The organism is Pseudoalteromonas sp. SG41-5 (assembly GCF_014164495.1).
In the GTDB taxonomy this organism is placed as follows: domain Bacteria; phylum Pseudomonadota; class Gammaproteobacteria; order Enterobacterales; family Alteromonadaceae; genus Pseudoalteromonas; species Pseudoalteromonas rhizosphaerae.
In genome coordinates this window covers 1-15,736 of sequence record NZ_JACJFH010000100.1, presented here as the reverse complement: position 1 = coordinate 15,736, position 15,736 = coordinate 1, and the positions used below count along the sequence as shown (strand labels likewise).

Annotated in this window: 8 protein-coding genes and 1 pseudogene; all 9 read left to right on the top strand. The window is 40.0% G+C overall.

Annotation, left to right across the window (positions count from 1 at the left end; genetic code table 11):
* Window positions 1-1,209: hypothetical protein (locus H5232_RS19435; protein ID WP_310736889.1), on the top strand; the 1,209-nt coding region annotated here is incomplete at its 5' end.
* Entirely contained in the window at window positions 1,206-5,882 is a 4,677-nt protein-coding gene (locus H5232_RS19430; protein WP_182768360.1) for an OmpA family protein, read from the top strand. The genes H5232_RS19435 and H5232_RS19430, both read left to right, overlap by 4 nt.
* A gap of 69 nt (window positions 5,883-5,951) precedes the next feature.
* Window positions 5,952-7,013, top strand: a complete 1,062-nt coding sequence (locus H5232_RS19425) for a hypothetical protein (protein ID WP_182831355.1) — start codon at window positions 5,952-5,954, stop codon at window positions 7,011-7,013.
* Between the two features lies 1 nt (window position 7,014).
* On the top strand, window positions 7,015-7,404 hold the full coding sequence (locus H5232_RS19420) for a hypothetical protein (RefSeq protein WP_182831354.1): 390 nt from the start codon (window positions 7,015-7,017) through the stop codon (window positions 7,402-7,404).
* A 144-nt stretch (window positions 7,405-7,548) separates the two neighbouring features.
* Complete coding sequence (locus H5232_RS19415; RefSeq protein WP_182768396.1) at window positions 7,549-8,613, top strand: hypothetical protein; 1,065 nt, start codon at window positions 7,549-7,551, stop codon at window positions 8,611-8,613.
* Between the two features lies 1 nt (window position 8,614).
* A complete protein-coding gene (locus tag H5232_RS19410) occupies window positions 8,615-13,291 on the top strand; it encodes an OmpA family protein (protein ID WP_182831353.1) in 4,677 nt (1,558 codons plus the stop codon).
* A gap of 96 nt (window positions 13,292-13,387) precedes the next feature.
* The gene (locus tag H5232_RS19405; protein WP_182831352.1) at window positions 13,388-14,338 is read left to right on the top strand and encodes a hypothetical protein; all 951 of its coding nucleotides are present in this window, start codon (window positions 13,388-13,390) and stop codon (window positions 14,336-14,338) included.
* Between the two features lie 20 nt (window positions 14,339-14,358).
* Window positions 14,359-15,384: a hypothetical protein gene (locus tag H5232_RS19400; protein ID WP_182831351.1), complete on the top strand. Its 1,026-nt coding sequence runs from the start codon at window positions 14,359-14,361 to the stop codon at window positions 15,382-15,384.
* A 29-nt stretch (window positions 15,385-15,413) separates the two neighbouring features.
* A pseudogene (locus tag H5232_RS19395) lies at window positions 15,414-15,736 on the top strand (DUF2235 domain-containing protein); the annotation flags it as partial.

Below are 15,736 nucleotides of genomic sequence, written 5' to 3'. Positions count from 1 at the left end.
ACCGTTTCATGCCCAAAAAACTACCCCGTTCATGCTTCGCATTGCTGCCTCTACGACCAATTTACACCGTACAATCAAGGACTATTGATGTCATTAATTTCAGTAAAAAAATCACCAATAACGCCGCTGTTAACTAAGTCATTTTCACGCCGTGCAGTAATAATGTTACTAAGTGTCGCTACATTGCTATTAACTGGCTGTGGTGATGAGCCTAATCCACCTGCTAAACAAGTTGTTGAAGAGCAACCCAGCCGATTTAGTAAAGATAAAATGGCGTATCGTCATACGTACCACCCTGAGTGGCCTAAAGAGGTGCGCAATGAGGTATATGGCGATAAAGAAACGTTTTCAACTCCGCGTATTTTATTTAACGCGAAAGTCGAGTGGATGAAAAAGAAAACGCTGTTCTCAGCACGCATGGATGGCTCTGATAGGCGCCGCATTATTCCTGAAAATGCCTTCGAAGGTAGAGGGCTTATTGGTAGCCACACGCCAAAGCGCTCTCCTGATAACCGGTACATTGCCTTATCCATGGATACAACAGAGCACGGTTTTACCCGCGAGCTGTGGGACACTAAAACCCAACAGTTTATTTTAATGAGCAAAGGCCATGGTTATGCTCATTTTAACTGGACTAAAGACAGTGAAAATGTGATTTTTTACGCCAGTGGTAAACATTATAACTACCACGTACCCACTAAAACACTTACTGAGCGGCCAATTATTTACTCTAATGGCTTGTTTTTATTGCCAGACGGTAAAACTTTTTTAGCCGATAAAAAAAATAAATACTGGTTACATGACTTTAATGGTGACGTGATTGAGAAGGTTGATTTAGGCTTTAACACCCAATTTACGATGCAGTATTTAAAAGTATCCCCTTTCGGCGATTATATTTCTTTTTTATCAGAGGGGCTTGGATACCCTAAATATTACTGGGTTAATTTATCAGACCCCAGTAAGCGCATTACAAAACCTTTCAAAACAGGGGGTTATTTTTTCTCAGATAAAAAAAATAAAGTGTTAAGTAAAGGGTTTAAAGATTCGACTGATTTAATGGGGAATGGTCAGTATTATATAGATGACTTTTTTTATGAATTTGATTTAAATACTCAGCAAACACGAGAAATACCAATTAAAGAAAATGATATATGGGGCATGGGAAATATATATATTTTTGACGTGTTTAATATCAAGGATGAACAATGACAGAGCAATTGAATACTGGGCAATCTAGTTTTCCTAAAGCGTATTTACTCACGGGTTATGTTAATAGAGGCGAGCCAATCAGTAAGCTCACCCCGCTGTTTAACCGTGTGGTGGTGGCTGATAGCGATGGAGCTGCACCAATACTGTTAAGCAGTGATGAAGGCGCCGTGCTTGAGGCTGTTGATTACAAACAGTTGACGACACGAAACCCGTTTCATGCTCATAAAAACCGACCTATTATTGTGCCGCCGGTTGATGCGATAAGCTTGTTAGCGGCAAGCCAAGGTGATAAGTGGTTTGAGGCATTTAAAACTGAACTAGGAAGTTATAAGGGCAAGATTAATACCCTTATTTATCGACAGATTGCAGTTGCAGATTTAAAGCGCCCTGATAGTAAAGATAAAACCTACAGCGACTGGTATAACGAGCACATTATTAAGAGCAAGGTAACCCATATTTATGGTTATGTTATACCTAAAACACGGGCGCTGTTACTCAGTGTAAATCGCTCCATTCCGTTGGCAGGCGGCGATGGTAATGTTGAAATAGTAAAAGGTACTGAAACGCCAATTAAAGGTTTTTTTAATACGGAGGATGAGCTCGGAACTGAAAGTAAAGTTTATAGTGCGGTTATAAATAACAATGATCAAAAATTGAGCGCTGGTTTATATAAAATACGCGTTAAATTAGATTCAAGAACTCTTAGGCCGCTTGGTAACCGTTGGAGCCAAAACGCTCTTAGCTATGATGACAGTGGCACCCCTTATTACGAACTCAGCGAAATGTTGCATTTTGACATTCAAAATGAAGCGGGTGAGTTTGATATTATTAACTGCGACCCAATTTCTGTTGAAGAGTCGCTGATTAAGCAGTTTCCGAGTTATTACACCCACTTAATTAACTTTGCAAAAAACACGGCCTCTGCCCCTGAAGGTTTTGACCCTAATGAGCCAAAAAAAGGCTTGCCTGAATATGGCTCGCCCGATGCCAAAATGCCGAATAGCAAACCCACGGCAATTGCCGGTGGCTTTTTAGATTACTGTACAAACTGGGAATTAACTAAAACCCGCGCCAGCCTTGCTGCGGGCTTTTTAGTTGCCGACATGCAGCAATATGTTGATGCCGATGGCGTACACCATGATAACCGAGGGAAATTTGCCAAATTAGTTGCTAAAACTCTGCATACCCACTTTCAAACTAACCAAGACCCTGCAGTATCGGCAATGCTTGATGCTACCTTTGCACTTGATAGCGGTGTTGATGCCTGGGCTAAAATGAGGGAGGCATTAACTAACCCCAGTGACCTGACAACAAGCGATGCATTAAGCAAATACTTCTTGCCTTTTAGTTTAGCTAACGGTGGTTTAACTGATAATCAGGAACTGCAATTCAATAATACCTTCGGTGATACGTTAGGAGTGCCTGCAAGCGTACTTAACGTATTAGATAAGTCTATTAATACCGTTGATTTAGCTGTAAGTATTTGCGCGTTTAGTGAGGCGACCATATCGTACTTTGGTGAGGCGGAAAACACTTTAAACACCAGTGTTAATCATTATAAAAGAGTAGCTGATGATTATTTTGCCCGTTTAAGCGAGCGCGAAGTAAGCCATGATGTAGTTATTCAAAGCCAGTTTGAACTTGACAGTGACGTTGTGAGTGAGCAGTACCAAAATGAAATAATATCGCGTAGCCAAATTATTGTTGAAGGGCTGCTCGCAAACCCTAATGCAATGGTTGATATTTCAGGGTATACCTGTGATATAGGCGGCTTTGAATATAATAAAAAGTTGTCTTTAAGGCGCGCTGAGGCTGTTAAAACTATTTTGGCTGAGCAGATGATTAGCCGCGGTATGGATGCTAACCAAGTTGAATCTCGCATGCGGGTATATGGGTACGGCATGCTTGAGAACTTGGTTGATAACGACTCAGAAGCCCAACGGGCAATTAACCGGCGGGTAAGCCTTAAAGCTTATATTGTCAGTAACCTTGCTGTCAGTGCCTCTCGTGAGGGGCTGAATAATTTAGAACGTTACCGTAGCTTAAGTGTTGAGAAAAAAATAGCACGCTCAAAAGAGGGCGACAAAGCATTAATGGCGGCGCTTGACACTGCGCTTGCGGTATTAAGTGTAATACCTCATACCGCGCTTGCGGCACGTTCAATTGGTTTTTTTAAAGCGGTGGTAGACGCAGCGCCTGTTGTTACTCGTGGCGTTGCTGCCTTAGCTGATGAAGTAATGACAGATAATATCTGTAAACAATATTTAGCAGTTGATGATAGGCAAAAACAGCAAAGCGAACGAAGTAGCGCCAACCAAGCATTAATGCGTGATTTGGTAACAGAGATGAACAGTAACCACACCATTGCTAATAGCACTTTATGGGCGGCGCAATACAGAGTAAGAGCTGAAGCCATTGCGGGTTTAGTGGGGTTACTGCTAAGAGCGCAAGTGTATGCAAGCAGCAAAGAAGACTACATTAACAATGCAAAAAAATTAGAGATTCAGGCCTATATTGAAAACTTTTTACTCGGCGATGAGTGGGCGTATCCGCTAATAGATAACGCGGTAATAAAAATGGATACGTTTTGGGTTAACTTAGTTGAAAACGTAAATAAAATGAAAGGCTCTGGTGCAGCTGAGCGGGAATACCAATTAACCTATGGTGTAAACCAAGACTTTAAATTAACCGCCGCGAGTGACCGAAAAATATTATACGACAACCACGTACAAGTAATGGATGAAGAAAGATCAACAGCAAGTTTGATAGGCATGGTTAGCCCTGCGCTTGGGTTTTATATGATGTCTAAAGCGCCAGTGTCTTCCTTACAAGGTTACTTACAAACACAGTATCAAAAGTATTTTCCGATACATACTTTAGGCACTAATGAGCTTGACAACTTTATTGATACTTTTGACCCATTAATGATGCAATACGGTGAAGCAAATTATCATTGTAGTGTGATGTATTACCAAGATGTTAATACTAAAAAATGGCACTTAATGAGTGATTTAGGGGATGAATCAATTACCCCATTTACACCGGTTAGAGTGCTGGTGGTGTTTGATGAAACGATGGCCCATATAGCACCGCTCACATTTGAAGTGAAGCGTATAGATGGCTGGGATGTAACCAGTATTAAGTATTCAGAGCTTGCACGTGCGCTGACCAAAGATGAGCTATTTATTAATCAAGATGGTTTTGATGAATCGCGTTATATAGGTATGGTTGGCTGTGTATTTCAGCCATTTTATCAACTTGGGCCTAAAACGTATTTAGGTATAAAGCCAACCGCTCATTCAGCGGCTTTTTTGTTACCTGGTATTAATAGCGCAGATGATTATGCTGACTCTGGTCGCCTAAATAATATGCGCTATAGAATCAGGTGCCAAGTGGCTAGCACGACAAGTGTAGATTTACCGCTTAAACAAACACCTTCACAAGGCCCCGTTGAGTTTGATGGGGTACTTAGTTTTATTGAAGACGACTTTTTAGTAAGTGTTGATAAAGAAAAACACAGCTCGCTGTTAATTAAAGACTACCTAACAAGCTATGATTCAAGCTTTGCCTACCCTGCGTTATTTGATGGTGAAAAAACCGTTACTATGGCAATTAGAATTGGGGGCGAAGGCGCGCCATTTATCTCATTAGCGAATTTAAACAATGAGTATTTAGAGGGACCTTACAAAAAAACTACTTATGAAGAGCTTTATAAGCGCGAGCTTTGGGCAAGTGCAATAAAAAACAACCTTACCATCACTCGCCACGGTAATAGCCTTAAAATTGAAAAATATGATTGGAATACTGAAATTGAAGTTTTTGTCGTGGTAACCGCCGATAAGTTACTTGAAGATAATTACAGCAAAGACCTGATCAACCTAAACTCCAATACTATTCCGTGTTTTTTGAGTATGGCGGGTATTTCGTCAAGTTGGCTTAAAGACAGTGAGTTGCAAGGGCCTACTTATCCCAGTAATTTAATTAATATTGGTGAAATTGAACGTTCTTTAACAGGTGGTTTTGATAAAGATAAAATACGTGATAACCAATATAAACTAACAAGACGACGCAACGTAAAGGGGCAGTCTCAACTTCGCGATTTTATTTCATTTTTAAGAAGTGATTCTCAAGAGCAAGAGCAAGAGGTACTCTCGTTGTTTAATTGGCATAACAAAAAAGCTGAGTTAGACAAGCAAGGCCAAACTGAGAAAAAGCATTTGTATGTCGCACGTTTTAAACTGGATTATAAGACCCCCAAAGGCAATACCGTAAAAGGTATTCGCCCTTTTGGTAAAGTGGATATAAACGCTAATGGCTCGGTTGATGAATCACCTAAACTATGTTTTAAAGAGTTTAGAACGGCTGGTAATTCAGGTATACACGTTGCCGACTTTAGCACTGTTGATGGCTTGTTATTCGATGATACATACAGTCACGGCTTTGCCCTAGAGGTGGACTTACCGAAATCAGTAATCAATAACGCGCCATGGTCTAAAGCAATGAATAGTAAACGCTATAACAAACTCGAACCGCACTTAAACGATCACCAAAAAGGTTTTTATCATTCAAATGAGATGACGGCTGATGAGGTTAAGGAATGGTTTGAGTTACATTCGAAAAGTTTAGATGAAGTCAGTATCGAGGCGATTAATATTCGTAAATTAAGCGATTAAACATTGCGTAAATAAAGAGCTCATTGATATGGGCTTTTTTATTTAGGTTTTTATAAAAGGATTTTTAAGGTGTTTTTTAACAAGGGCTATACGGTATCCGTATTTGTGTTTATAGCTTTATTAACCGGTTGCTCAGAGCCGTCTTCACAAGGCTCACCACAAGTAGAGGTTGATGTTGCTAAATACCCATGGGCTAAAGAGCATAAAAACCACCCTGAGTGGCCGATGGAAATACGTGAAGAGGTGTCTGGCGATGCAGATACCTTCTCAACCCCGCGGTTAATGTTTTGGAATAAATACAAATACAGTGAGGTACGCACGCTGTGGTCATCTCGTTTAGATGGCTCTGACAGGCGTCGCATAATTCCTGAAGAAATTTTTACCCAGTTGGAACCTGCGGGATTGCATCCACCATCTCGCTCACCAGATAACCGTTATATCGCTATTTCGGGTTATATAAATGACCGAGCGACGCGCCAGCTTTACGATACCAAAGAGCAAAAGCTAATCACCATGTCAGGTGGGGGTGGCTACCCGTGGTTTAATTGGACCTCAGACAGTGAAAACGTCATTTTTTACTCAGATGGCAAAAACTTTAATTACCATGTTCCAACAGGCGAGTTAACCCCACGACCACAAATTCACCACAGTGGCGCTGCTTTTTTATTGCCCGGCGATAAAGAGTTTTTAGCAGTAAAGCACGATGGCTTTTGGATACATAAATTTAATGGCGAAATAGTGCGTAAAGTGAATTTTGGTTTCCCAAAAGAGTGGGAGATGAAAAACCACCGTATTTCACCGGATGGAAAATATTTAGCGTTTATGACTCATGGCAGAAAAGACTTCCATTTTCACTGGGTGAATATTGCAAACCCTGAAATAGAGCATTCAGAGAAAGGAACAGGTGGTGGAGTTATTTTTTCTCCAGAGGAAGATTATCAATTAGAGTATACAATAAAGCACTCGCAAGAACGTGATGAAAATGGGTTTTATCTTTCAGAGCGTGTCATCAGAACAAAAAACATACTAACAGGTGTGCAAACTGAAGGGTTAGTTAAAGAAAAAGGAATCTGGGGCATGAGAACTTTAGTCCCTGTAGCAATTACTAACTTAGCAGCACAAGGACAATAAAATGCATGACATGAGCAAAGGATCTGCAAGCCCGTTAGTGTATTTACTAACTGGATATGTTGAAAACAATAAACCGGTTGATAAATTAACCTCGGTAGCAAATCGAATTATTGTTGCTGAACAGCCTAAATCAGCCACTTATGATACAAAAAAGCCTATTGTATTAAAAACAAATAGCGCGGGTATTTTATCAACAATAAATAGTGACTCATTAGACGTACGCCAGCCGTTTCATGCATACACTGCCAATAATAATCAACGACCTATTATTATTCCGCCAATGGAGTCTATAGGGCTTATTGCAAATAATAACCCTAGTGGCTGGACTGCAGAGTTTGTTGATAATTTAAAAAATTACAGTAGCTCAAATACGCCGTTTATTTATCAGTAATTTAACACTCTCGATTGAAGTGACAGAAATAGTAGAAGAGTAAGTGCAAGCACAAGCACTTTGACGCAATAACACAAGTTTTAATGAATGCACTTATTTATATTACCTCGTAAATAAGTGCATGTAGTAAAAGGATAGTTTTTGATGTTTTTTAAAAAATACAGCATGTTTTGCGTGCTCTCTCTTTGTGCCAGCTTGGTACTAGGCGGTTGCTCAGAGCCATCATCGCAAAGTTCACCACAAGTAGAGGTTGATGTTGCTAAATACCCATGGGCTAAAGAGCACAAAAACCATCCAGAGTGGCCACTCGAAATACGCGAAGAGGTGTATGGTGATGCAGATACATTTTCAACCCCGCGGTTAATGTTTTGGAATAAATACAAATACAGTGAGATACGCACGCTGTGGTCATCGCGTTTAGATGGCTCAGACAGGCGCCGCATAATTCCTGAAGAAGTGTTTATACAATTTAGACCTGTAGGGCTGCATAAGGCAGTTCGCTCACCAGATAACCGTTATATAGCAATTTCGGGTTATATCAATGATAGAGCGACACGCCAGCTTTACGACACCAAAGAACAAAAACTAATCACCATGTCAGGCGGGGGGGGGCATCCTTCATTTAACTGGACCTCAGATAGCGATAATGTGATTTTTTATGCAGATGGTAAACATTACAACTACCAGGTATCAACAGCCACTCTTACACAGCGCAAAATAATTTATTCAGATGAGCTGTTTTTACTCCCGGGCGATAAAGAATTTTTAGCGGTAAAGCACGATGGCTTTTGGATACATAAGTTTAATGGCGAAATAGTGCGTAAAGTGAATTTTGGTTTTCCGAAAGCGTGGGAGATGAAAAACCACCGTATTTCACCGGATGGTAAGTATTTAGCGTTTATGACCCACGCCAGACCGAAAGCGCATTTTCACTGGGTGAATATTGCCAATCCTGATATAGAAAGTTCGGAAGAAGGAACTGGCGGCGGGATAATTTTCTCTCCAGAAGAAGATTATCAATTGCAGTATTTAGTAAAACATTTACAAGAGCGTGATGAAAAAGGGTTCTATCTTTCAGAGCGTATTATAAAAACAAAGAATATAGTGACAGGTGAGTACTCAGAGGTGTTAATAAAAGAAAAATATATTTGGGGTATGCGGCCTTTAGCTCCTATCGCGATTACAAATTTAGCAGCAAAAGGACAATAAAATGCATGAAATGAGCAAAGGATCTGCAAGCCCGTTAGTGTATTTACTAACTGGATATGTTGAGAATAATAAACCGGTTGGCAAATTAACTCCGGTAGCAAATCGAATCGTGGTGGCCGAGCAGCCTGAGTCAGCCACTTACGATACAAAAAAGCCTATTGTATTAAAAACAAATAGCGCGGGTATTTTATCAACAATAAATAGTGACTCATTAGACGTACGCCAGCCATTTCATTCATACACTGCTATTAATCAACGACCTATTATTATTCCGCCAATGGAGTCTATAGGGCTTATTGCAAATAATAACCCTAGTGGCTGGACTGCAGAGTTTGTTGATAATTTAAAAAATTACAGTAGCTCAAATACGCCGTTATTAGAGCTACAAACAGTCCCGATTACCAATTTAAAACAACCTACAGAAAGTAGCGAAGACGACACTTACAATAAGTGGTATGAAAGAGAAATAACTCAAAAAAACGTAAAAAGTATCCAAGCCTATATACTGGCAAAAACCCGGGCAATAATTTTAAGTATAAATCCAAATATACCACTTCTTTCTTCGGATGAAGAAATTGTTTTGTCACCACCAGTGGGGGAGGATATACCAGCTACTTTCGACCCTGAAACCAACTTAGCGGTGATATCAGGTACTGATAAGAAGTTACCTAAAGGGTTATACCGAATTAAAATAAGGCTTGAAGAAGAGCTACTTAAAGGACAATTTGAGCGCTGGTGCACTAAATCGATTCAATTTGACGGTACTTATTACTACTACGAGCTCGCCGAAATGGTGCGTTTTGATATAAAAAATGAAGCGGGTGAGTTTGATGTAATTAACTGCGACCCGCTTTCGGTGGAAGAGGCAATAATAAAGCAATTCCCGCGCTTTTATAGCCATTTAATTAGTTATGCTAAAGATTTAAAAACCGAGCATGCCACGTACGACCCTAAAAATATTAGTGTTAAAGATGAAAGCGGTAAAGAGGTTGGCCGCGCTAAAGTGAGCGATGAACCAATAAAAATAGCCAGTGGCTTTGAGAGTTTTTGCCATGGCTGGGCGGTGGCTAAAGGCCGCGCACAACTCGCCGCCGGGTTAGTTAATACTGATATAACCGCCAGTGCCAGTAACGGCAATTTTACCACTAATGGTAAATTTGTGTTAGGCAGTAAAATTGCCAAGGCAATTCATACCCATTTAAATAAAACAGCAGATAAAACCATTCAAGCAACCCTAGACGCGGTATTTGCGATGCAAGATGGGCAAGATGCGTGGCAAAAGCTACGCAGTGCGCGTGCTGCTATGACAACCGAGGGGTGGAGGCAAGCACTTGCAGAAAATCTGTGGCGCTTACCAGCGAACACACCAGCTGCAATGGAAAGTTATAACAATAGTTTAGGTAAAAAGCTTGGCATTCCTAAAGTGGCAATGGATGCAACAGGCAATGCGTTAAATATGGCTGATTTAGCGACTAACATTGTTGCGCTTGGGCAAACTACAGTACAGCAGATTGGCACTGATATTCCTAACTTAGTGCAATCTAAGCAGCATTATAAAACGGTTGCTCAGGATTACTTTGAGCATTTAAGTGCTAAAGAAATTGTAAAAGACGTGGTAATTAAAGCACAGTTTGCACTTAATAGTGAGCAGGTAAGCGATGAATACCGTGATGTTATTTTGCAGCAAAGTGAAGCGGTTTTAAAGGCGTTTGAGCTAAACGAATCTCTTAAAATTATAGTGGCAGGCCATACCTGCGATCTGGGTCATTACGATTATAATATGGCGCTATCTGAGCGACGAGCCGATGCTGTTAAAAATATTTTAGTAACTCAAGCTGGTATTGATGAGGCGCGTATTGAAGTGCAAGGGCTAGGTTATACTCAGCCACTTGTAAATAATAAAGATGAAGCCAGCCGAGCGCAAAATCGCCGTGTACATATTGCCGCTTATGCTATTAGCCAGCTTTCTGTTTGCCCATCACGCGAAGGTATGGATAGCTTAGAGCGCTTTCGTAACTTAACCGTGGTTAACGACATAAAAGTAGGTGAAACTGCCGATGCCATGGCGTGGCAAATGATCAATATTGCTTTAGGTGTGATGGCATTTATTCCGGCAACAGCACCGATTGCTGCAGCGGTGGCAGTAATAAAAGCAGGCGCTGCGGTTGCTACATCGGCTGCTAATTTAATGGATGAAGTGCTGCTCGATAACGCCTGTAAAAAGTATTATGCGGAAATTCAAAGAGATAAACGCCTAGGCCAAGAATGCGCGGCTAACCAAGGGATGATGCATGAGCTGCTTAATGAATTTAAAGAGAGCGAAAGCACAGAGCAAAGTACGCAGTGGGCTGCGCAATTTAGACTGCGCTCAGAGGCAATATCGGGCCTGATGGGCTTGTTATTAAGGGCGCAGCGTGAAGGTGATAAAAGCCAGTATTATTCAAACTTAGAGCGCTATAAAGTAAAACAGTACATAGAGAACTTTTTATTAGGTGATAGCTGGGCACTGCCTAATTTACCTGGTGCATCAATTAGGATGGATACATTTTGGGTGTTTTTAATTGATAGCATTACCGCACAACAAAGTAATGATACTGATAATAAAGCGCTTTATGGTTTTAGCGATAATTATAGCCTGTTAACTAAAGCCGCACGTAAAGCTGTGGTAGAAGATCCTCAAAATGCACTTTATGTGCACTCGCAGTCTAACCCGTATGGCTTTTATATGATGACGGTGCCAACACTCGCGCGTGAACATAACTATATTACCGCTGAATTTCAAAACTACTTTCCTATTCATACCTTTGGCACCCAAGAAAAAGCAGGCAGTAAATACTTAGAAAGCTTTGCAAACACCTTTGAGCCGGTATTTTCTGACTATGGTGAAGCAAGTTATCATCACAGCGCCCTATATTATCAAGACCCAACGTCAAAAAAATGGTTGCCAATTATTGCCAACAAACTAAAGCGCTTAACGCCATTTACACCTATCCGTGTTTTAGTGGTGTTTAACGATACGATGACCGGTATTGCCCCTATTACCTTTAAAGTAACGCGCTGTGACGGGAAAAATAACGAGCTTGCTTATAAAGAGCTCGTAAGGCCGCTTGTTGAGTCTGAGCTATTAGAGAGCGAAAAGCACTTTGCTGGAAAGTTTGGCTGTGTATTTACGCCGTTTTTTCAGTTAGGGCCAAAAACTTACTTAGGCACTAAACCTATGGTTCATGAAGCGGCTTTTTACCCATTTATGCATGACTCTGCATTTGAATATTATCAAGATGACAATTTTTCTGACATGCGTTATTTCATTGGTGCGCAGGTTGGCAGTAGTCGTGAAGCTGTATTGCCGTTAATGGGGGAACGTAAAGATAATAGTGATGAGATGATTTTTGAGTCTGATACTGCTGAGGCTCTTGATGCCCTTGGTTTAAAAAATAGATATGTGGCGAATGAGTTTTATGTTGATTTAAATACAAAGCGTAATGGTGGTAATGAAGAGTCACTATTAATAAAAGACTTTTTAACCAGTAATAGCTCAAGCTTTGTATACCCAGAGCTTTTTGCGGGGGAAAAAAGCATTAGAATTTTGGTGCGCTTTGGCGGTGAAGGAAAGCCTTATTTAATGACCAGTAAAATACAAAGGCAAGGGCGCTCAATCCGTTTATTTGAGAGTGAATTTGCTGCCGCACAAAGTTTAGGGTTTAAAGTACGCCAGTTTGGCGATGACATAATATTTGATGACTTTGATTGGAATACCCAAGTCGATATTATGGTTGTAGCCACCTGTACAGAGCTAGAGTCTGATAACTATACAAAAAAACTCATTGGTTTAGATTGGCGTAGTGTGCCATGTGATTTAATACTGCAGCAGACTATTGGTATTAATGATAACGGCCCGAAGTATAAGTCAAAACTGTGCTATTTAGGTAAAGCCACACGTAATGCAAATAAAGGTTACAAAACAAAACTTATTTTAAATAAAATGGTGGATACATGGCATGACGATGACTATCAGTTTGAGGATATGTGGGATGACAACCAGTGCAAAATTGATGAGCAGGTAGGCCCAGAGTATGAAGAGTTAATTGAACTATTGAATAACGCAGGCCCTTATAACGAGAAAGGTAAACAGGCTCGAGCTCGAGCGTTGCTTAATTGGCATAATAAAGACGCTAAAGCATTTGCCGGTGAAGAGCAGGTTTTTGTTTTTGCCGCTAATTTTAGCTTAAATTATGAATCGCCAAAGCGAGTTTTTATTAAAGGTTTAAGGCCTTTTGGAGACATATTTACAAGCCAATTTAGTGATATATTTACTGACAAAGAAGAGCAGCAATATACGATGGAGCTAGGTGTTGCTAACTTTAACTCTGCGGGTAATTCGGGCTTTAATTTTAATGATATCGGCTCAATGACTGATAAAACCAGCAACCATGGTTTGCAGTTAAAGTTACCATTGCCTAACCCTACAAATAGCGATTTGCCTTGGGGTAAAACATTACCTGAAGCTGATTTAAAAGAGTTAGCCGCAAAGCTAAATAGCGACCATTCAACCCCATCAGAAAAAGACCTATATAAGCGCTTGTCAGAGGAAGGGTTGACTGAAGATGAAGTGAAACAGTGGTTTGTTGAAGATGCGACAAAGAAGAAAGTAAGGCCGTTAGGGGCTTTTAAAGAGTAAATTAACTTCTTAGTACTTACGGGGCTGTAACCAAGCACTCTTTGTGAACAGCCCTTTTACCTAAGCTTACTTCACCTTTTAAAATATCAGCATATTATGGCATTAATTAAACCAATTTACCCAGTACCATTAATCAATAAAATAAAAGCGTTGCTGGCATTTAAATTACCTAACGAAGAGATGCCACCACCGCCGATCACCTATGTTGATGATAATGTCTGTAAGCTCAGTAACAACTCAATAAAAGCCCGTAATATGGGACTGATCCCATTGTTACTAATGGTTTTATTTACTGTATATTTGAATGTTGATGACTTCTATACTGGTTGGGATAAGAAAGATAAATCGGTACAAAACAAAATAAAGTTTTATAAAAAAGAGCTTGGCAATAATTATTTTATATCACCAGGTATTCCCGAAGTGCGTAAAATGTGGTTCGAGATGTTAGATGAGAATGGAGATCTATCATTAAGTAATTATATGCATTATCGTTATTATACAACGGCCAAAGTTGGCGGTACTTATCGCCTTAAAAAAGACATTTCATTTTTAGTTTTTTATGCTATTTCTATTCCACTTTTGTTGTTTTTTATTATTCGTTTTAAACGCCAAGCACCTATGATATTCGATCGAGATAAACAAATTGTCTACCTCTGGTACAAAGGTAAAGTACGCGCCCAGCACTTTAAAGATTTACGGGTTTATGAAGACTTTCAAATGATGCGTATTCAGATACGTGGTTTTGATAAACACAACAACATGCAATGGGCTAATTTTATGGTGCAACCGCGCCACAACCCTTATTACAACGGCAGTGATGCGTACGAGCCGGTATTGGCATTTATATGTCAATTTATGGAGTATGGCCGCGAGCATGTAATGCCGCAGCATGAACAATGGCAAACCGATGACAAACCCTTTGCATTTTTTGATGATGAAAAACCAAAAGACTTTGAGCAGCAGCTTCATGCGATATTAACGCATTTGTCAGAGAATGATACAGATATCCCGCTTGATAAAGACAACTTGCCTACTCCTCCAGCATGAATACGGTTAAGTAAAAAACAATGCCTTTGATTAAACACCATTATCCAATACCTTTAGTAAATAAGCTGAAAGCACTACTTAGCTTTCAACTCACTAAAGAGGCACCGCCACCAACACCGATAGTGTATGTAGATAAGCACCTTTGTAAGCTTAGTAATAATTCTATGAAAGCCCGTAATATGGGACTGATCCCACTATTATTAATGATTTTATTTACTGTATATTTGAATGTTGATGATTTATGTGGTTCATGGCAAGCAAGAGAAGAAACTATACAACGAAGAGTAGATTCAGATATACAGAAACATGGTGAAAACTATTTCTTATCTCCAGAAGTTCGCCCAATAGATAAGCAATCTTATGATTTATTAGATGAAGAAGGTGAATTAACCTTGAAAAGCTACTTGTATGCTCGTCACAGTAATAAACATACAGCTTATGGAAGTTATTTTTACAAAAAAGACATTTCATTTTTAGTTTTTTACGTTATTACCATTCCACTTTTGTTGTTCTTTATTATTCGCTTTAAGCGACAAGCGCCAATGGTGTTTGATCGTGATAAACAAATTGTCTACCTCTGGTACAAAGGCAAGGTACGCGCCCAGCACTTTCAAGATTTACGGGTTTATGAAGACTTTCAAATGATGCGTATCCAGACACGTGGTTTTGATAAACACAACAACATGCAATGGGCTAATTTTATGGTACAACCGCGCCACAACCCTTATTACAACGGCAGTGATGCGTACGAGCCGGTATTGGCATTTATATGTCAATTTATGGAGTATGGCCGCGAGCATGTAATGCCGCAGCATGAACAGTGGCAAACCGATGACAAACCCTTTGCATTTTTTGATGATGAAAAACCAAAAGACTTTGAGCAGCAGCTTAATGCGATATTAACGCATTTATCAGAGAATGATACAGATATCCCGCTTGATAAAGACAATTTACCGTTATCTACAGGGATGGATATGAGCATGAGTATGCGTTTAAGTAGGGCCCAGAGTAGAGAAAGTAATAAGGATGTGGACAACAGTGAATAAAGGAATTGTTGAGATAAAGGCGCTAAGGAGTGCCACTACAAAGCTTAACGGAACTTGCTAACCGCAAACAAGCTGACGGCCAAGCTATACCTTATATTTTACCTAGCGAGCTTAAAACACTGGTTGATAGCGCCCGCAGCTTTGGCCCACAAAGTGATGCCTGGCAGGCTTTATATAAAGATTACATCCACCACAGTGTTAAATATTCAGCAACGATTGATGCGATTGCTCATGGCCCAGAAGAAGACGCTGAATTCACCACTAAAAACCAACAACGCGAGCTTTTTTACAATCAGCCAGAACAAGCTGAAGCAAATGAGCAATGGCAATCACAATTAATAAATGGATATAG